The organism is Bradyrhizobium sp. USDA 4354 (assembly GCF_054060315.1).
In genome coordinates this window covers 3,844,564-3,865,391 of the sequence record NZ_JBSSDC010000001.1, presented here as the reverse complement: position 1 = coordinate 3,865,391, position 20,828 = coordinate 3,844,564, and the positions used below count along the sequence as shown (strand labels likewise).

The window sequence follows — 20,828 nt, the reverse complement described above, 5'->3', positions numbered from 1 at the left end:
AGGCCAAGAGTTTTAATTTATTTAATTTCCGATTTATGTAATTTATCTGGTGAAGCTGCTTTATTGCGTTCAAGAATCGACTGCGCCGGAGAGCAACATGGCGACCTTGTTCACCACTCAGGCACCCGTTCTGACCAACAACACCGATGGGACCGGGGCGGACTATGAGCTGGGGATGCGCTTCACTGCTGACGCTTCCGGTGTGATCGAGGCGATCCGGTACTACAAGGCCTCTAACGAGACCGGCACCCATATCGGCCACATCTGGTCGGCAACGGGCCAGGAATTGGCGACGGTCACGTTCACCAACGAAGGCGCATCGGGCTGGCAGCAGCAGACGCTGGCCACACCGCTCACCATCGCAGCCGGCACCACCTACGTGGTCTCGGTCAACATCAACAGCTACTACGTCTCCACCTCCCAGGGCTTCGCGTCCGGCATCAGCAATGGCGGCCTGAACGCTCCGGTGGGTGCAGGTGTCTTCGACTACAGCGCGGGCGTCTTCCCGACCGCCGTCTATCAGAATGCAAACTATTTCCGCGACGTCGTGTTCACTGCCGGCTCGAAGAAGCCCAACAATCACGCCGGTACGGTGAGCATCAGCGGGACCCCGACGCAGAACCAGACCTTGACCGCAACGGTGAGCGATGCCGATGGCGTGCCGGCCACCGTAACCTATCAATGGCAGCAAAGCACGAACGGCACCACGTGGACCAACATCACCGGCGCGACCGCGAGCACGCTCACCCTCGGGCAGGCCCAGGTCGGCAGCTTCATACGTGTCACTGCCTTCTACACGGACCAGCTGGGCAGCAGCGAGACCCCGGTGAGCGCCGCGACCCCGTCGAAAGTAGCCAATGTCAACGACGTCGGCCTCGTTACGATCAGCGGCACGGCGACCCAGAACCAGACGCTGACGGCCAGCGTCGCGGACCCTGACGGCGTCCCGGCGAGCATCACCTATCGCTGGCAAAGCAGCCCCGACGGCACCACCTGGACCAATCTGTCCGCCACAACCGCGAGCCTCACCCTCGACAGCAGCCTCGTCGGCAAGCGGATCCGGGTGAATGCCACCTATACCGATCTGCTCGGCACCGGCGAGAACGCAACCAGCACGGCAACTTCGATTGTTGCAGCGGCCAGTGCCACCACCACCCTGTTCACAACTCAAACGCCATCCAACACCAACGCCACCGATGGGGTTGGAGCGGATTATGAGCTGGGAATGCGCTTCACCAGCGACGCTTCCGGCGTGATCCAGGCGATCCGGTACTACAAGGCCTCGAACGAGACCGGCACCCATATCGGCCACATCTGGTCGGCAACGGGCCAGGAGCTGGCAACGGTCACGTTCACCAACGAAGGCGCATCGGGCTGGCAGCAGCAGACGCTGGCCACGCCGCTCACTATCGCGGCCGGCACCACCTACGTCGTCTCGGTCAATATCAACAGCTACTACGTCTCCACCACGCAGGGCTTCGCGTCCGGCATCAGCAATGGCGGCCTGAACGCTCCGGTGGGCGCCGGCGTCTTCGACTACAGCGCGGGCGTCTTCCCGACCAGCGTCTATCAGAATGCAAACTATTTCCGTGACGTCGTGTTCTCCGCGAGCTCGACGACGCCCGATAATCACCCCGGCACGGTGAGCGTCAGCGGGACCCCGACGCAAAACCAGACCTTGACCGCAACGGTGAGCGATGCCGATGGCGTGCCGGGCGCCGTCACCTATCAGTGGCAGCAAAGCACGAACGGCACCACGTGGACCAACATCACCGGCGCGACGGCGAGCACGCTGACCCTCGGGCAGGCCCAGGTCGGCAGCTTCATCCGTGCCGCCGCCACTTACACGGACCTCCTGGGCAACAGTGAGAGCCCGGTGAGCTCCGCGACCGCCACGGCGGTGGCCAACGTCAACGACGTCGGCCTCGTTACGATCAACGGCACAGCGACCCAGAACCAGACGCTGACGGCCAGCGTCACGGATCCTGACGGCGTCCCGGCGAGCATCACCTATCGTTGGCAGAGCAGCCCCGACGGCACCACCTGGACCAATCTGTCCGCCACGACCGCGAGCCTCACCCTCGACAGCAGCCTGGTCGGCAAGCGGATCCGGGTGAATGCCACCTATACAGATCTGCTCGGCACCGGCGAGAACGCAACCAGCACGGCAACTTCGATTGTTGCAGCTGCAAGTGCCACCACCACCCTGCTCACCACTCAGGCACCCGTCCTGACCAACAACACCGATGGGATCGGGGCGGACTATGAACTGGGAATGCGCTTCACCAGCGACGCTTCCGGCGTGATCCAGGCGATCCGGTACTACAAGGCCTCCAACGAGACCGGCACCCATATCGGCCACATCTGGTCGGCAACGGGCCAGGAGCTGGCAACGGTCACGTTCACCAACGAAGGCGCATCGGGCTGGCAGCAGCAGGCGCTCGCCACGCCGCTCACCATTGCCGCCGGTACGACCTACGTCGTCTCGGTCAATATCAACAGCTACTACGTCTCCACCACGCAGGGCTTCGCGTCCGGCATCAGCAATGGCGGCCTGAACGCTCCGGCCGGGGCCGGCGTCTTCGACTACAGCGCGGGCGTCTTCCCGACCAGCGTCTATCAGAATGCAAACTATTTCCGCGACGTCGTGTTTGCCCCGTCCAATGTCATCGCACTCCTCAACACCTCTACGATCTATGTCAGCGAAGCGGCCGGCACCGCCACCGTCACCGTCGTACGCTCCGGCGATCTCTCGTCTCAAAACACCATTGAGTACACGACGAATGAAATCGGGACCGGCGGTACTGCGACGGCAGGATCGGACTTCATCCAGCCCACCTTCAATGGTCGGACGAACACCGGCCAGATCGTCTTCGGACCGGGAGAGAGCACCAAGAGCTTCACCATCCCGATCGTCAACGATCAACTCACCGAGGGCAACGAGACCTTCGCCATCGGTCTTCAAAATCCGGGGTCCGGCTCCCTCGGAGCCCCACGCACCGTGCTCGTCACCATCGTCGACGACGACTCACCCGCCACAATCGCAATGGCGGACGTCGTGCTGAGTGTTGCGGAGAGTAGCCCGACCGCGACGATCACGCTGCTTCGCAGCGGGCCCGTCAATCAGGCAGCCACGGTCGGCTTCACGACGAGCGGCGGCAGCGCACTCGCCGGATCCGACTACACGACCACGTCCGGCACCGTGACCTTTGCCGCGGGCCAGGTGAGCCAAACCATCTCCGTGCCGATCTTCAATGATGCGACACCGGAGAGCGACGAGACCTTCACGGTCACGTTGAGCAATCCGACGGGCGCCACTCTCGGATCCCAAGCGACAACGACAGTGAAGATCCTAGACAATGACAACCCTGCTCTCGGCAATCTGGTGGGCGAGACAGCCGTGACGGGGCTGAACCAGCCTGCGGCGATGGACTGGACGCCCGACGGCCGCTACATGCTGGTCGCGCAGAAGGACGGCGTGGTGCGCGTGGTGGACAACGGCACATTGCGATCGACGCCCCTCATCGACATTTCGAGCGAAGTAAATGATTTTGGCGATCGCGGACTGCTCGGCATCGCCGTGAACCCGAACTTCGCAAGCAACCACTACGTCTACCTGCTTTACACTTACGATCCGCCCGAGACGGCAGGCCAGAGCGGCCTTGCCGCCGCCGATCAGGGCGGCAACCGACCTTGTCGTCTGGTGCGGGTCACTGTCGACCCGACCACAATGATCGCCGATCCGGCCAGTGAAGTGGTGCTGGTCGGCAAGAACAGCACCTGGGCCTATACCAGCCGTCCCGACGCGAACAGCGGCGGCGATCCCAGCATCGTTCCTTCCGGGATCGTCAACGGCACCACAATCACGGCTCCCGCGAGCCAGATCGAGACAGGAGCGCAGGACAACGATCCCGACAGGGCCGGCATCCAGAACCAGAACATCCGCGACTATCTTGCGACCGATAGCGATTCGCATTCGATCGGTGCCGTTCATTTCGGCCCCGATGGTTACCTCTACCTCACGGTCGGGGATGGCACATCGTACAACTTCGTCGATCCTCGAGCCGTGCGAGTCCAGGACATCCACAATCTCTCGGGCAAGCTCTTGCGGATCGATCCTGTCACGGGTGAGGGAGCGCCCGGAAATCCGTACTATCAGGCCGGCGATCCGAACAGCAATCAGTCGAAAGTGTTCTACTACGGCGTCCGCAACGCGTACCGCTTCAGCTTCGATCCCGTCACGAATCTGCCTGTGCTCGGAGACGTGGGCTGGAACAATTGGGAAGAAATCAACACGGGCCCAGCCGGTTCTAATTTCGGATGGCCTTATCTTGAAGGCCCGGACAGAACCGCCAGTTACCAGAACCTCGCCCAGGCGATCACCTTCTACAATAACGGCAACCGCAACTTTACAACGGACCCGGCTGCCGTGTTCCCGATCTTACCACTGAGCCACGGGGCTCCGGACAATTTCCACGTGATCACCGCGGGAGATTTCTACAATCAGAACACGATATTCTTCGACGACGTCTACAATGGAACGATCTTCGCCGCGACGTTGGATGCGAATCGGCAGGTCGCAAGCGTCCAGTTGGTAGACAACGTACAAGGCATTGTGGACCTCCAGAAGGGGCCCGACGGTTGGCTCTACGGTGCCGATATATATGACGGCACGATCCGACGTTGGGTGGACCCCACCGCCGCTGGCGGAAACAACCTGGGCCTCGCGGCGTCTTGACCGCGGGCGCGCCGTCTCTCGACGATCGCCCGCTGCCGGCCGAGCTTACGCTCCTGGACGACCAGCCGTCGCCCATAATCGGCTGTCGCTCGGCGTCTGCATCCGGACCCAACCATACGGCACCCGCGCCCAGGGCTTGATCTCGGGCGTTAGATTGTCGAGGACCAGGTCGCCAGTCGCAGCGCGCACCACGAGTACAAGGTGATGGTCTCCAGAACCGGTGACCACCTCGCTCAATAGCAGAGCTCGCGCGGGCCAGCCGCGTTGCAGCAGTTCATGACGCTTGCTGACTGCGTAATCGTTGCAATCGCCGCGAGCCGGGTTGACGAGCCACTCCTCACCAGCGAGGCCGAGCTCGTTAGGTTGTGGAGCAATGGCGCGGTTCACTGCGCGATTGACTGCTTTCAGCTCTGTCCACCGTTCCTTCGTCAGCCGGATCGGCCCGCCGCGAAAGAAGCGGCGCGGGCGACACTCGGCCTGATAGCGCAGGCAGAACACCGTGTAAGTGAGGGGCGGAAGAGCGGGGCGTCCCAGCTCGATATGCGCAAGGTCCGCTGGGGGGGCCGTTGGCATGGCCAGCCATGCCGCACGCGCCCACTGAACGCCCCCGATCACGATCGCGATGGTTGCCGCGATGATCGGGCCCGAGGTTCGCTGCATCTGCCGATCCCCTCCGAACGCCAAACTGTGTGTCGGGTCCAGCCGGCGCAGGCGCGCTCGACTGCACATACCGATATTTAATTAATTAACTCTAACGATATTTAATTTAACTGGCAATAAACATTAAATCGGCAGTCGGCGGCAAAGAACACGCCGGTAGCGCCTGCAAGGACGAGTGGGGATGAACAGAAGAGAAGGAGCGAGGCGCCTCGATCGCTTGTTCTCGGTGAAAAGCGTTGAAGCGCGGCGCGACACCGGTCGTGCGCCGCGGAGCGGCGGACGATTATTTGCTGTCCATATATTTTAGCGTTGATTTAATTATTTACTGGAGCCAAAACCGCAAACAGGCTTCCTCGCGCAGGACCCATTTCACATGCCAGTCGAGCTACTCGTCATTCTGGGGGCTGAAGCTTCAATACTCGGCTTCGTGGCCGCAATGAGCCTGCACGCCAAACGAATGGACGTACTGAGCGGACGATCGTTCGAGCACCCCATCGTCTCTCCCGGAGGCAACGAGCATCCAGCGCGGTCGAGCAATCGAAAGTCGCGCGATTTGCTACGGTTGACCGGGAAGTGGGCGATCTCATCACGTTCGTTCGACCCGATTTCTTGCGCCGCGCCGATAACCCGAATGCTGCGGCGGATACTTCAAATCAGATCGCAGACGCCGGCCCGGCTCGAGACGCGCGCTCGTCGGACCGGCACATCCGCTCCCGGTGCTTGCGACCGCCCCGCCGTGCCTTCAGGGGCTGGCCGCAACACCGGCGCCCAGGGAAAGGGCGCCAGTCCCGAAGACATGCAGTCGAGTGCTGCTGCCATCTTGCACCAACTCAGCGCTCCTTGAACGCCCGCCCGGCCTGATCCTGCAGCGGCTTGAGCAAGTACGAAAGCGCGGTCCGACCCGCCGTCTTGATGAAGACCTCGACCGGCATGCCAGGCAGCAGCTTGGCCGAGCCGAGCTTCGCCAGCTCTTCCCGTTTCAGCAGAACGCGGCCCGTATAGTAACTCGTGCCGGCGCGCTGATCCTGTGTGATGTCTGCCGAGACCATGCTGACCTCGCCGTCGATTTCGGGCGTGGTCTTCTGGTTGAACGCTGCGAAGCGCATGGTCGCGGTCTGCCCCACATAGACCTGGTCGATATCCTTCGGTGCGATCTTGACCTCGACCGCAAGCGAGTCCGCGTCCGGCACGATCAGCATGATTTGCTCGCCGGGAGAGATCACCCCTCCAACCGTGTGGACGCTGAGCTCGTGGACGCGGCCGGATTGTGGTGCCCTGATATCAATTCGGTTCAGCTGATCGACCGCCGCAGTCTTGCGCTCGCCCAGCTCGGAGAGCTTCGAGCGCGTTTCGATCAGATCCTTGCCGACCTCCGTCCGCAGATCCTGGTCGACCTGAATGATCTGGAGTCCGATTTCGGAGATCTTGCCCTTCGACTGAGCAATCATTCCTGCGAGCTGGCTGCGCTCCCCTTCGATGCGGGCGGAATCGCGCTCGAGGGAATTGAGCCGCGTGATCGGCACCAGATTCTTCTGCCAGAGGCTGCGCACGCCCTCCAGCTCCTGGCGGATGAATTCGACTTCCTTCTGCTTGGCCTCGGTCTGCCCCGTATAACCCTTGATCTCGTTTTCCAGTTGCGCGCTTTTCTCCTGCAACTGCGCTTTTTGGCCGCTCCTCGCCTGACGGCGAAGGTCGAACAGCTTCCGCTCCGCAGCGATCGCACGGCTCGCCTCGGAGTTGTTCTCCTTGGCCCGGTCGAGCAGCACCTTGGGAAACACGACCTGCTCGGCACCATCGCGCTCGGCCTCGAGACGAGCCTGCCGCGCCAGCAGCTCATCGATGCTGTTCGTGACGATCGTCGCATTCGCGAGCGTCTGAGTCTCGTCGAGGCGGATCAAAACGTCGCCTGCATTGACCCGATCGCCCTGGCGCACACGCAACTCTCCCACGATTCCGCCAGTGGCGTGCTGAACCTTCTTGACGCTCGAATCCACCACGACCACGCCCTGAGCGATCACCGCGCCCGACAATTGGCTCGTTGTCGCCCAACCGCCGATTCCAAATGTCACCAGACCGAACATGATCATGCCGACGATCATGTAACGCTGGATGGATTGCATCGCCGGCGTCACCTGGCCGTTCATCGGTTGCCTCCTTGAGCTTCCGCAACCACCTTGAGCGGCACGGGATTTCGCAAGACCTTCTTGAGGACCTCCTCTCTCTTGCCGAAGGACTGAACCCTGCCTTCCCCGAGGCACAAGACGTGATCGACGGCTTCAAGCGCCTTCGGACGATGGGCGACAACGACGACAATCCCGCCGCGGCGACGCACGTTCAAGATCGCCTCCGTCAGCGCCTCCTCGCCCTCGGCATCCAGATTGGAGGAGGGCTCATCGAGCACGACCAGGAACGGTTTGCCGTAGAAGGCACGTGCGAGCCCGATGCGCTGCCGCTGCCCCGCCGACAGCGCCAATCCTCCCTCGCCAATTTTCGTGCCGTAGCCGTCCGGAAGCGAAAGGATGAGATCGTGCGCGCCCGCGGCATGCGCGGCCTCCAGAACAGCGGCGGCCGTCGCCTGCGGATCGAACCGGGCAATGTTCATCGCAATGCTGCCGTCGAACAATTCGACATCCTGAGGCAGATAACCGATGTGCTTGCCGAGGGCGTCAGAAGACCAGTGCTCGAGTGCGGCGTTGTCCAGCCGTATCCGGCCTCGGATGCACGGCCACACGCCTACCAGCGCACGTGCCAGCGTCGATTTTCCGGATCCGCTCGGCCCAATGATTCCGACCGCCTGCCCGCTCCGCAGTTGGAACGACACTTCATTGACGGTGGGCCGCTCCGAGCTTGGAGCGCCAATATAGAGTTGCTCGACCGTGAGAGTTTCAACAGGAGGCGGCAATGCCAGCCGCTCCTCCTCGCCGGGCAGAAGCCTCAGCAAAGCATCAAGCCGTTGTCCCGATTGCCGCGCAGCGACGAACCCTTTCCAGTTCGCAATGGCCATTTCGACGGGCGCCAAGGCCCGAGCGGTGAGGATCGATCCGGCAATGATGATGCCGGCCGTCGATTCCTGGTTGATGACCAGGACTGCGCCAACGGCAAGAACCAGCGATTGCAGGATCGCTCGGAAGATCTTGGAGGCGCCCCCGAGCCCGTTTGCGACATCGCTGGCCCGCTCATGGGCCGCGAGATACTTTGCGTTGATATCCCGCCACCGCAATGCCGCCTGCTGCCTCATCCCCATGGCCTGCAGAACCTCGGCATTTCGTCGGCCCTCGAGCGCCAGTGCCGTTCGCGAGATCGCGAGACGCGAGGACGCCTTTGCCGGCCCTCGCGTCCGGGTTTCCGTGAGCATCGTGATGCCGACAAGCACCAGCGCGCCGGCGAGCGCGGTGACGCCGATCCAGAAGTGAAAGAGAAAGCAAACGCCGAGATAGATCGGCATCCAGGGCAGATCGAAGAGCGCAGTCGGCCCGCCGCTCGACAGGAAGCTGCGGACCTGATCAAGATCCCGCACCGGCTGCAAGCCGTCGCCATCGGCCCTGGTCTTCAAAGGCAGGCGAACAAGCGCGTCGAATATGCGAATGCCGAGCTGTTCATCAAAATACCGGCCGACCCGCGCGCTGATCCTGCTCCTGACGAAGTCGAGACCACCCTGAAACAGGTAAAGGACCGTTGCCAGAACCATCAAGGCGACCAAAGTCGGTATGCTGCGCCCGGGCAGCACCCGGTCATAGACTTGCAGCATGAAAAACGAGCCGGTGAGCATGAGGAGATTGCTCATCCCGCTGAAGGCCGCGAGAGCCCAGAATATCCGGCGGCAAGACCGCAGGAATGCCGACATCTCCGACTGAGATTCTTCATAGTCCGCCGCCGGTCGGGGGCGACCAGCGAATAGCCGTTGCCGCAGGGCTTCGACCGGGGGCTTTACCCAGCCGATCCATCGCGGAGTCTGCAGTTCGGCGTCTTCCGCCCACTGCCGTCCAGCCGCCCAGAGCTCCGATATGTGAAGAAGTGGAATTCGAATGAGATTCGTGGGCGGGGGGAATCCCCCCCGCCGTCCAAAGTCAATCATGGTAGCCGCCCTTGAACCATGCCTTTGTCGGAAGATCCCCCAAGAGATCCCCAAGGCAGTTGTTGAGTACTACTCGGTGCGGATGCCCGCGCCTTACGCGAAGTGGAAGTCCTGGCTGGTCAACGAACCGACCTTCATGTTCTTCAGCGTGAGCGTGTCGCCCCCCGCCGCGATCACGACGTCGCCGCCTGATTGGGTCGCGTGGGAGAGAACACTTGCAAAGCTGTCGAACACGCTCTTGCTGAACTCGATCGTGTCGTGAGCAGGTCCGCGCGCAGCAAAGCCTTTGATGACGTCCTGGCCGAAATTTGCGGCAAAGGCGAAAGTATCGGCTTGGCTGGTGCCAACGAAGACTTCATTGGCTGAAGTGCTCGTCTGTATGTTGCTGCCTGTCGAGCTTGAAGGTGCAACGGACGACGTAGCTGTGCTGGAAGTACCGATCTGCCCGTCAGCGTTCAGATCCTGATGGAAGCTCGTCTCAAGCGATTTGAGGCCAGCGTCGGTACCCGACACGGAGCCACCCGACGTAGAGCCAGTCAGCGTGTCGACATGCGAAACGTAGTTGCCGTTATTGTCGGTGTTCCACGCCGTGTACTGACCCGTGCTCGCCTCCTTCCAGACCACCTGATAGCCGGTCGCAGTCTTCTCTGCACCGATCGGTGCCCAGGTGCCATCCGAGCCGTCAACGAACTCCTTCCCCTCATCCTTCAGCGAGGGGCCCGATCCGGTGCTGTCGTTGAGGTAGTATTTTCCGCCACTCTCGACGAGACTCGTCACACCAGCCGACTCGATGACCTTGCCAGTCGTCGGCGTTGGCGACGTCGGTGCGGTTGCAGTGGAAGTACCGATCTGCCCGTCACCGTTGAGATCCTGATGGAAGCTCGTCTCGAGCGATTTGAGGCCAGCGTCGGTACCCGACACGGAGCCACCCGACGTAGAGCCGGTCAGCGTGTCGATATGCGAAACGTAGTTGCCGTTACTGTCGGTGTTCCACGCCGTGTACTGACCCGTGCTCGTCTCCTTCCAGGCAACCTCATAACCCGTCGCCGTCTTCTCCGCGGCGATGGGAGTCCAGGAACCATCCGAGCCGTTCACAAACTCCACGCCGTTATCCTTTAGCGTGGGCCCCGATCCAGTGCTGCCGTTGAGGTAATATTTTCCGCCGCTCTCAACGAGAGTTGTCGTGCCAGCCGACTCGATGACCGTACCGGCAGCCGGCGAGGTCGGCGAAGTCGGTGTGGTTGGGGCAGTCGAGGTGCTGATGCTGGCCACAAACGCGGTGGATGCCGCGCCGGTGTTCCCTGCCGCGTCCGTTGCCTTCGCGGTGAGACTGTGCGAACCGACCGCAAGGGCAGCACTCGTGTAGCCCCACGCGCCACTGCTGTCGGCCGTGACGGTCCCGACCTGGGTCGTACCGTCGAATACCTTGACGACGCTGCTCGCCTCGGCTGTGCCCGACAACACCGCCTGATTGGCGCTGTTCACCGTATGACTGCCAATGGTCGGCGCAGTCGGCGCCTGGGTGTCGACCGTGATTGCCAGAGCAGATGACGCCGCGCTGGTCAGCCCCGACGCGTTGGTCGCCGTTGCGGTGAGCGTATGCTTGGCGTCAGTCAGGATCTTTGTGATGTAGTCCCAATTGCCGCTCGAATCCGCGGTCGTCGATCCGATCTGGGTCGTACCGTCGTAGACCTTGACGGTGCTGCCGGCAGCAGCGGACCCCTTGAGCTCGATGGTATTGTCGCTGGTGACCTTGTCGCCAGCGGTACCGCTATCGGTCGAGAACGACGCGATGACGGGAGCATCCGGTGCGGTCGGGGCTGTCGAGCCCGAGCCGCTGTTCGCGGATGTGTTGAGCGTCGAGATGAGGCTCGCGCTGTCATCGACGTTGCCGGTGTAAACCGGCGAGTTGCCGGTGAATGCGGTCGGGCCCCAATAACCTCCGCCCATGTGATTGTTCGTGATCGACACTCCCGTGACCGATCCGCCGTTGAACTGGGCCGAGCTGTAGATGTTGTAGCCACCGCCATACAGCAGATTGTTGTCGACAACGACGTTCGAGACGGGCCCGAAATAGTTGTCGATCATGATCGCCGCCGTTTGAGTGTGGTCATTGATGACCGTGTTATGGCGGATCGTGATGTCGTAGTTATTCCCGTCGATCGAGATACCGTCGTAGTGCGGGGATCCCGACGCGATCATGTCGTGGATGTAATTGTCCTGGATGAGGGTATTCCCTCCATCCACGCCGATCCCATTTTCGACGTTGTAGATGTTGTTGGCGATGAACGTTCCTTGGCCCATGATGCCATAGTCGCCGTCGTTGCCCGAGCCGACGCCATTGATCTCATTGTGCTGGATCACCGCACCGGTTACGCCGGTCGCAACCCTCACGGCATAGAACGCATCGGTCGTGACCTTGCAGTTCTCCAAGGTGACATTCGGAGCGTTGATGTAGACCGATCCATGGATGTCGAGGCCGCTGATCACGGCTCCCGCTGTATTGATGACGAGGTCCCCGTAGTAAGGAGTGAGGGTCACGCCCGCCGACACTCCAGTGTTCGTAGCATCAGGCCACGCTGTCGTCGTTGCCAAGATATTCTTCTCCTTCGCAGTTAAATCGAACGTGCAGTGCACGTAGGCGCGGTCATCCCCAAAGGCGCGCCACGGCCGGTGTCATGCTCCATCGGCGGGGGCTTTTTTGGGACAAGATGGCGGCGCCACTTGGGTCATTTTCTGGATGCACTTCCCAACCAAATTCAACCACGATTAAAAAAAACCGAAGCAGCACCGTCATATAAGCGCCAATAGATTGCGTGTGTTCGCGCGTTGCCACAAGAGCACACTGCGGACTTATTCACTTCAATCTCGCAGATGCCGGCAAATAGGCACGCACCCCATCGCTGTGGGGCAACGTATTCTCCGATTTAATTCGGGTTATATAAATGGCCTGCATTCATCTAGATGCTCGCTGCCAGAACGCCGCCAGACCGCGAATGTCCGGGGTCGAGCCGCCCGATGTCACGAACCTCGTTCGAACTCGTCAGCAGAGTTCGGCAGGCGCTGTGCATCCGCCGGCAACACACACGTGAGACGTGGCCGTCGAAGTCGCGAGAGAAGCTGTCGGGAGTGCGGCCGGTCCTTTGCGTAGCCGCGACTTCGCTTGAAGCGCGCGCTGAGTCTCCGTGCCTCTGCAATCGACCGCAGCTGAGGCCAGGCTCGCCGCGTTGTCGCGGCAGGCTACGCATGACGATCCAGCCATTTCCGCGCGGCAAAGACAGCCGGGCTTCGAGGTCTGGTCTGGACGGGGGATTGGCAATGAGTCACAATATTTTCGTGCATCGAGGCGGAGCTTTGTTGGGCCGCAGACTGTCCCCCCATTTCTTCTTCATTAATCGGAAGTGACGATCCATGCACTATTTCCGTAAGTCTGTTTACAGAGCACTCGATCTGATTTTGACGCCCGCCGTTTTGCTTTTTGCGCCGCTTGCGGTCCTCCTGAGTCGCCTTCGTGATCGAGCTCCCCTGTCGAGGTCTGTCTGCGACAGATTTGAGTTCGCCATTGTTCGGCATCACTACTACGAGCCCATCGTTTTCGCGAAAGACTTGAAACGCGATCTTGATCTTCCGAGGGAAATTGCCGGCCTCGACTTGAACGAAGCGGCACAGCTTGATCTGGTCGGGCAATTTAACTACCGCGACGAACTGCTCAAAATTCCAACCGTTCAAAAGGGCCTCGGCGAATTTGGGTACCACAACGGCTCATTCGAACCTGGAGACGCCGAATTTCTTTACAACATGATACGTCACTTCCAACCCAGACGGATCATCGAGGTCGGAAGTGGCAATTCGACCCTCATGGCCCGCCTTGCGATAGAGGCGAACAGAACAGACAATCCGCGCTACGAATGTGAGCAGATCTGCATTGAACCATTCGAGCAACCCTGGCTCGAATCAGCGGGCGTGACGGTCCTGAGAAAGAAGGTCGAGTGTTGCCCCGACAGCCTGTTTGAGACGCTGGACGAGAACGACATTCTCTTCATCGACTCCTCCCACATCATTCGGCCGCAGGGCGACGTCCTGCACGAATACCTGCACTTGCTCGGTCTCCTCCGCCCCAACGTGATCGTGCATGTCCACGACGTCTTCACGCCGCACGACTACCCTGCTCAATGGCTACTTCGCGACCGCTGGCTATGGAACGAGCAATATCTCCTTGAGGCCTTCCTGAGTTTCAACGCGCATTTCGAGATCATTGGCGCAGTTAACTGGCTTGCCCGCTACCACAGGGCCAGGCTGAACAACGCATGTCCGGTCTTGATGCGCGAACCCTGGCGAGAACCAGGTTCGTTCTGGTTCCGGCGAGTGGATAAATAAGAGATTTGGGTCCCCCGATGATTACCGCGGGCCAATGGCGCGGCCCGTCGCGTTATCCACATTTTCTCGCCAGACCGGGACGTTCTTCACAATCGAACTATAACCCCACTTCCCTCTGCCCATCCGGTTCTTCGTGAACGAAACCCTCTCGACCGTTCCGCCATTGAACTGCGCAGAGCTATAAACCGTGTATCCACCACCCATCAGCAGATTGCCGTCGACTTCGATATTCGAGATTGGTCCGAAATAATTATCGATCATGACCGCCGACGTCTGCGTGTGCGTGTTGATGACCGTGTTGTGCCTGATAACGATATTGACGTTGCCGCCATCGATCGAAATACCGTCGTAGTGCGGAGAGCCGGACGCAAGGAGATCGTGAATGTAGTTGTCCTGGATGAGCGTATCAGACCCGGACACACCAATCCCGTTTTCCACATTGTAGATGTTGTTTGCGATGAACGTACCCTGCCCCACTATGCCGTAGGAACCATCATTGCCGGAGCCAACACCGTTGATCTCACAGTTCTTGATCACTGTGCCAGTGACACCGGGCTCGATCCTCACGATGTAAAAGGAGGCCGAAGTCACCTTGGAGTCGATCAACGTTACGTTCGGTGCCTTGATGTAGACCCGGCCTTCAATATCGAGGCCCGAAATGGTTGCGCCGGCCTTGTCTGCCACAACGTCGCCGGACGGCGTTAGCTTCACGCTCGGACGCACTCCCGTATTCGCAGCGTTGGGCCAATCGGACGTGGGCATCGGGTCACGCTCGCCCGCACGCGCAACAACGCCGCCTCCTCCGAGGCTCGCGATTACAAGCAACAGTGCCGCCTGGAGGAAGATCGACCGCCACATCTGGAATCGCCCCCGACTTGCGTTCGCTATTGGGCCATCCGTTCCTTCGGCCGGCCCATCTCGCCTCTCAATCCAGCGACAAGCCCTTCGATCGCTGCACGACTGTTGTTTGGCGCTCCCTGCAACAAGAACCTGAGTGCATACAGGAGGGACACCGCAACTCTAAGAGGTACCGACCACGGAAAATGTCGGCGTACAAAGCGAACGCAATTGCGGTGCTGGAGATAGACGGAGAGCACAGGTATCGCCGATGAACCTCTGGCAGATCCCGTCGTCGTACCTCGCTTGTGAACGACGATCGAATCGGCCGCATAACCCAGCCCCAGATGTCTCGCGCGAAGTCCCCAATCCATATCCTCGTAGAACAGGAAATAGCTCTCATCCATGAGGCCGATGCGTTCGATGCACCAGCGGGTCACATACATCGATGCCCCCGAAGGACTATCCATCGCGTCTTCGACGGCCGCGATGTTGCAGGACACGTTGAGAAGGTCTCCCAGGCCGATGGCAACGTCTCTCGCCGCCAGCTTCTGCCAGGAGAGACCCCCGCGGAATCTCACGTGATCCGCGTCCAGGCTGTCGAGAATGGTGCTACCCACCATTGCCTTCCGGCCGGACTCCGCCCGTTCGTGTAGCGCGGCCAGCGCAGACTCGGTCGGCTGAGTGTCTGGATTCAAGATCCAGATCGCCCGCCAAGTGGGTATCGCCGAGAGGGGGCGCAGCCACGCGTTAATCCCGCCCGCATAGCCAAGATTGTCGGAGGCGCACGCAACCCAGACATTTGACGACCTTGCCCGCAGAACCATGCGCTGAACGTCGGTAAATCGGCTGATGTCGCCATCTATTCCGGTTCCGAGAGGTTGGCACCGCAGGCAAGGACCTCCCTCGCTGATCAGAGCGGAAACCAGGCGGCGGTAGGCATCTTCACCGCCATTCTCGCAAATGAAGATATCGAAACCCGGCGAAGTCGTCGCACGCGATAATGCCAGCAGACAATCGACGATGTCCTGCGAGTTGCGATAGCCGACGATGAGCACCGCGACCTCGGAAACGAGGCTTTCCACCAGCCCATACGACGCATCCGTCTCGTTCGCCTTCAACGCGGTCGCCATGGGAACTTTCGCTCCGACCTATTTAATAACAACAATATATTTTGATATCTTTAAATGCGGATTATTGCAATCTGATTTATTTTGTTTAATCTAACGCAATTGAATGCCGCGTCGCTGGGGCAAGGTCCTATCGTAATGAATTTGAAGCCTTTTGCCCGTTTCGCATATGCGAACATCCCCGGCGTTGCCGCCGCGCGATTTGCATTCAAGGACGCGGCGGCCTCATACCTTCCGAAACCCGAGTACAGGGGTGCCACGTGGACGGCTGCAGCCGACGGCTTGATCATCGATATCGGGGCGAACCGCGGGCAAAGCATTCAGGCCTTCAGGAGGTTCAGGCCGCAGTCGAGTATCGTCGCCTTCGAGCCGGAACCCCTCTCCGCCGAGCGGCTCAAGCGACGATTCACCGGAGATGAGTCCGTCTCGGTATTGCCTTACGCGCTAGGGGCCAAGCCGGGCACCATTACATTCTTCGTTCCCTCATACGGTCGGTGGGCTTGCGATGGTATGGCGGCGACCTCCCGCGAGGCGGCGACCGAATGGCTGAGTGATTCCGGCCGCATGTACCGGTTCGATCAGTCCAAGTTGACCGTGGGCGAGCACAAAATCGAATGTCGCACGCTCGACTCCTTTGCCTTGGCGCCATCCCTGATCAAGGTGCACGCCCAGGGGGCTGAGCTGGACATTCTGCAAGGGTCGGAGCACACGCTGAGGCGGCACAGGCCAGCACTCATGTGCGCTTTTGCATCGGACGAGATTTCGAGCTTCGTTTCCGACATCGGCTATCGGCCTTACGTCTTTCACAACGGACGTTTCGCGAGCGGGGTGGCGCCACGTTCAGTCACCTTCACCTGGTATCTGACTGACGATCACAGCCGCCGCGTTCAGATCGAAGCGGGATCGCCGAATAAGGTGGCCCTCTCATGAGCGTCACGGTTACAGGCGGCGAGTTCGGACTGACGAGAACGGCGCTACCGAGAGCCCCTGAGCGATGCAGTACGCTGCCGGCTTGGCTGCTGCTGATCGGACTCATTCTGCCGGCGGCGCAAGTCCAACTGTACCTCGCCGATGCGAAACTGACGATTGGGCGGATCGGCATCTTGCTCCTCATAGTGCCTGCGGTGACAAGACTGGTCAGGGCCGGTCGTCACATGCTCGCCTCGGACTATCTTGCATTCGCCGTCGCGGCATGGATGTTCGCGGCCGCCTACTACACGAGCGGCCCGAGTGCGCTCTCATCGACCGGCGCCGAGAGCCTCGAGTTTCTGGGCGGATACCTTGTAGCACGCGGATTTTTCTTCGGTCCGGCGGCGATCCATAGCTTCATTCAACCATTCAAGATCGTGACTGCTTACATCGTCCTGCTCGCACTCTTCGATAACCTTTCGGGTCGGCTCATTGTTCAAGAAATGTTTTCTGTCGCTTTCGGCAGCCATGCGCCGCTCTCGCCCGACTTCAGGCTGTATTGGGTAAGAGCTGCCTCGACGTTTGACCACCCAATTCTGCTGGGCACCTACTGCACCGTTGCTTGCGGCATCTTCCTGTTCTCGGAGCAACGCCCATTGTCGAAGATGTTTTGGGCGGGTCTTTGTGTTTTTGGCTGCCTCTTGTCGTTGTCCTCCGCGCCCCTCTTGTCGTGTCTCATTGTCCTGATGCTCTACCTCTACAATACGGCACTGAAGGAATATTCGGGACGATGGCGCGCGCTCCAGATGTGTCTCGCTGCGATCGTTGTCGCGATCATGGCCGTGGCCAATCACCCGATTGGCTGGATCATTTCCCACCTGACCTTCGATCCGGTGTCAGGATACTTTCGCATGCTGATCTGGGACGCAGCCATCCAGAAGATCACGGAGTCTCCCTTCACCGGATACGCGTTCGGCCGGCTCAATCACGACATTCTCGATACCACGGTCGACTCGGTGTGGCTGGTGTTTGCGCTCCGGTTCGGACTTCCGATGATAGTCCTGCTTGTCTTGACAAATATCGCGAGCGTCCTGCCTGTAAGAGGTCGCTTCAACGGCGCAATGGAGGATCCCAGCGCGCCAGAGCTGCGCATCGCGTTCACCATTGCGGTGGTGATGCTCATGTTTACCGGGCTAACGGTGCACTACTGGAACTACCTCTGGATATTTTGGGGAGTATGCATCGGTATCAGGGCGTCGCTACGCGAGTTCTCGATGTACCGGGCGTGAGCCCTGCCAATCGGTTCATGCGCGAGAATCTTCGAGCCGTGACGCCGGTAGCAGTCACGTTCGAGGGCCAAAACGCAAGTTGCAAATGCAGCCCGGAGCTCGGAGCCGATCACGGCGTCCTGAGCCGCTCGATGGCCGGCCGCAGCAACTGCCATCCCCGCGATCCCAACTGCCGTTTGCAGGCGAGAAACCACCAACGGCGCGATCGCGTAACCTCCGGGTCCAGCTTTGACGCAAGCGCCGAAAGGCGATCCGATAAACCGACGTCCCCCTCATTGAAGGCACGGCTCGCACTACTGATCGCGTCGAGCGCCAGGTTGCGTTTCAACCAGGACCGGAGATCATCAGCGTCCGGAAGCACGGCAGAACAGCGATCCAGGAAATGCTCAAACGCCAGCTTGCGTTGAAGGAAGTCTTGCTCGGCCGAATAGCCGCCAGACATGTTGGTTGAATGTCGCCGATACACAGCCTGGATGGCATCGATATAGCCGACGGGACCATGCGCTGCGAACCGCAGCCACATCTCCATATCACCGCTGTGCGTCAAATCCGGTAAGTAGCCCCCCACCTTCTTCTGCAGGCTCGTACGCACCACCACGCTTGGCGCCAACACTATATTTCTAGCGCCCCCAATTTTGATGAAATCCCGGCCAGACAGTATCTTCGTTCCAGGCCCAAGTTCCGCCGGCGGTGCCACGATCTCCTCCCGCCCCTGGTGGAGCGCGACCGCACCGCCAAACGTGAGGCCGACGGACGGATGCTCATCCATCAGTCTCACCGACCTCTCAATCGCGCCGGGCATCAAGTAATCGTCCGCGGAGAGCAGAATCATATAGTCGGCAGCGGCCCAGGCGATCCCCTCATTGAAGGTGGCAATGTGGCCGTGATTAGTCGCATGCCTGCGAAATTCGACCCGAGGATCTGAACGAGCCAGTTCTTGTGCGACCTGGGGTGTACTGTCCGTGGACGCATCATCAATAATCAGTACCCGCAGCTCGGGTCCGCACTGCTTCAATATGCTTTCGGCGCACTCCCTGAGAAAATGCCCGTACTGATAGCAGGGAATGATCGCATCGACGGAACTCATGAAGGTCTCCCGGAAAGGCCTATGATGTCAGAGCCTCGCATGACAATGTTGCGCGGTCAGGAAGCAAAACTTGATCGCCCCTTCGAACCTCAGATAATAATCCAATTATTTAATTGTCTTTTAAATTTAACGCAACATGTGTTTATCATTTAACTGGTGTGCTACATATCCGCATCAGAACATCGAGACGGGCGGCAGTCGAACCCATGGGTCCCAGTCCAGACAACCTCTCTTTACGCGGACGCGCGACACTTTGGGCCCAACGAAACTCCTGGCGGCTGCCGCGAGGCGTGAGACGTATCGCAAAAAGGCTTTTGATTGGCAGCCAGCTGGCTTCCGGAAGCGACGGTATTGTTGAGGACTGGTCGAGCCCCCTCGTGCCATACGATGCGGACGTCGCGCCGGATCCACCGGCCGCGCCTGCTTCGAGTCCGACCGGCAGCCTGTCGAAGCCGGGCGACTTGCTTGTACCGCCAGGAAGTGTGCATTGCCTGATCGTCACTCCGGTGCTCGACGCTGGGGGGCTTGATGAATTTGTCGCTTTTCTTGCAAGGCGCCTCCCCCACTTTGGATTTCGCGTGACGGTCATGTGCGCACATTCATCGGCGGAGCCCGTCGGACGATTGTTCACAATCCTGCAGAAGGAGGGCACAGCAGTCGTTGCCGCCTCGCCAAGCGACGCTTGCCTGTGGCTCGAGACAAACCGCCCCGACGTCGTGAGCGCGCACGACCCGCCCGGCTGGCTCTTGCAGGCGGCCAGTGACGTCCGCGTCCCGGTCGTGGAGACGCTCCACGGCATTCCAACGCCCATCAGCACGAATTGGAAGGAAGAGCGCCAGAGATCGAAATTCGTTACCCGCTTTGTCGCCGTAAGCGAACTCGTGAGGCGTCAGTACCTGTCAGGTAATCCATCCTATCCCGATTCCGCGGTCATCACCATCCCGAACGCGTTCAACCAGACACACCGCCCGTCGGTGAACCGGTCGAAGGCCCGGGCCTGGTTGGGCCTCAATGACGAATTTCTCTTTCTCTCGCTTGGTCGTCATACGGTTCAGAAGAATGCCTACGGTTTGGTTCGGGCCTTTTCCGAGGTCGCCGAGAATGATCCCAAGGTACATCTGCTGATCGCCGGCCGACTGGACGATGCAGTGTATACACGTCAAGTACGCACTCTCCGCGACACGATGCTTTGCAAGGACCGCATTCATCTCCGGCAGTCGTTTCCCGATCCGTCCATCCTGCTAGCCGCCGCCGATTGCTTTGTTCTGAATTCCTTCTTCGAGGGATGGTCACTGGCCTCCATGGAAGCTTTAAGTGCGGGGTTGCCGACAATTGTGAGTGACGTAGGCGGCGCGCGTGAGCAAATCGGTATGGACGGTAGCCGAGGATTCGTTGTGGCGAACCCCGTCGGCGATCCCGAAAGAGCGAATTGGCATCGCTCCTGTCTTATGCGATTTCAGCCACAGAAGAATAAGGATGAACTCGTCTCCGCCATGAAGTCAGTGCTCGCACGCCGAGATCATTGGTCCGCCGTACGCGAACAACTGTCCGCGGATTCACAAAGCCGCTTCGATCCCGTCATATGCTCCAGACGGCATGCGGAGGTCCTTCTCTCGGCGATGTCACGATCTCCGGCCGAGAATCAGTTCGCCGATTGTGCTCGACCGTAGTCGATGCCCGGGGGTATTGCGCATCTTCGGGAAGCAAAGCGCTCCGCTTCTTACCA

At 60.1% G+C, this 20,828-nt stretch carries 12 protein-coding genes; 5 read left to right on the top strand and 7 right to left on the bottom strand.

Annotated features, from left to right (window positions below; genetic code table 11):
• Positions 1-97: 97 nt before the first annotated feature.
• Positions 98-4,738, top strand: a complete 4,641-nt coding sequence (locus ACVIIV_RS17610; protein ID WP_456745279.1) for a DUF4082 domain-containing protein — start codon at positions 98-100, stop codon at positions 4,736-4,738.
• A 45-nt stretch (positions 4,739-4,783) separates the two neighbouring features.
• Here ACVIIV_RS17610 and ACVIIV_RS17605 read toward each other — a convergent pair whose 3' ends face one another.
• The 4 genes from ACVIIV_RS17605 to ACVIIV_RS17590 form a co-directional block, all read right to left on the bottom strand.
• Positions 4,784-5,398, bottom strand: coding sequence for a transglutaminase-like cysteine peptidase (locus ACVIIV_RS17605; RefSeq protein WP_456745278.1), 615 nt, complete (start codon positions 5,396-5,398; stop codon positions 4,784-4,786).
• Between the two features lie 830 nt (positions 5,399-6,228).
• Complete coding sequence (locus ACVIIV_RS17600; protein WP_456745277.1) at positions 6,229-7,542, bottom strand: HlyD family type I secretion periplasmic adaptor subunit; 1,314 nt, start codon at positions 7,540-7,542, stop codon at positions 6,229-6,231.
• The gene (locus tag ACVIIV_RS17595; RefSeq protein ID WP_456745276.1) at positions 7,539-9,242 is read right to left on the bottom strand and encodes a type I secretion system permease/ATPase; all 1,704 of its coding nucleotides are present in this window, start codon (positions 9,240-9,242) and stop codon (positions 7,539-7,541) included. Before ACVIIV_RS17595 ends, ACVIIV_RS17600 begins: the two co-directional genes overlap by 4 nt.
• 324 nt (positions 9,243-9,566) lie before the next feature.
• Positions 9,567-12,068: an Ig-like domain-containing protein gene (locus tag ACVIIV_RS17590; protein ID WP_456745275.1), complete on the bottom strand. Its 2,502-nt coding sequence runs from the start codon at positions 12,066-12,068 to the stop codon at positions 9,567-9,569.
• Between the two features lie 816 nt (positions 12,069-12,884).
• Between ACVIIV_RS17590 and ACVIIV_RS17585 the strand changes: the two genes are divergently transcribed.
• Positions 12,885-13,850, top strand: a complete 966-nt coding sequence (locus ACVIIV_RS17585) for a class I SAM-dependent methyltransferase (protein WP_456745274.1) — start codon at positions 12,885-12,887, stop codon at positions 13,848-13,850.
• A gap of 21 nt (positions 13,851-13,871) precedes the next feature.
• On the opposite strand, the gene ACVIIV_RS17580 is transcribed toward ACVIIV_RS17585, so the two are convergent.
• Entirely contained in the window at positions 13,872-14,708 is an 837-nt protein-coding gene (locus ACVIIV_RS17580) for a hypothetical protein (protein ID WP_456745273.1), read from the bottom strand.
• Between the two features lie 26 nt (positions 14,709-14,734).
• A complete protein-coding gene (locus ACVIIV_RS17575; RefSeq protein ID WP_456745272.1) occupies positions 14,735-15,820 on the bottom strand; it encodes a glycosyltransferase family 2 protein in 1,086 nt (361 codons plus the stop codon).
• A gap of 135 nt (positions 15,821-15,955) precedes the next feature.
• On the opposite strand from ACVIIV_RS17575, the gene ACVIIV_RS17570 reads away from it, so the two are divergent.
• Both ACVIIV_RS17570 and ACVIIV_RS17565 read left to right on the top strand, forming a co-directional pair.
• Positions 15,956-16,747 carry an FkbM family methyltransferase gene (locus ACVIIV_RS17570; RefSeq protein WP_456745271.1) on the top strand — a complete coding sequence of 264 codons (792 nt, stop codon included), beginning with the start codon at positions 15,956-15,958 and terminating at the stop codon, positions 16,745-16,747.
• Entirely contained in the window at positions 16,744-18,015 is a 1,272-nt protein-coding gene (locus ACVIIV_RS17565; protein WP_456745270.1) for a hypothetical protein, read from the top strand. Before ACVIIV_RS17570 ends, ACVIIV_RS17565 begins: the two co-directional genes overlap by 4 nt.
• A gap of 109 nt (positions 18,016-18,124) precedes the next feature.
• Here the strand turns inward: ACVIIV_RS17565 and ACVIIV_RS17560 are convergent, their stop codons facing one another.
• Positions 18,125-19,102: a glycosyltransferase family 2 protein gene (locus ACVIIV_RS17560; protein ID WP_456745269.1), complete on the bottom strand. Its 978-nt coding sequence runs from the start codon at positions 19,100-19,102 to the stop codon at positions 18,125-18,127.
• A 290-nt stretch (positions 19,103-19,392) separates the two neighbouring features.
• Between ACVIIV_RS17560 and ACVIIV_RS17555 the strand changes: the two genes are divergently transcribed.
• On the top strand, positions 19,393-20,772 hold the full coding sequence (locus ACVIIV_RS17555) for a glycosyltransferase family 4 protein (protein ID WP_456745268.1): 1,380 nt from the start codon (positions 19,393-19,395) through the stop codon (positions 20,770-20,772).
• The last annotated feature ends 56 nt before the right edge of the window (positions 20,773-20,828 follow it).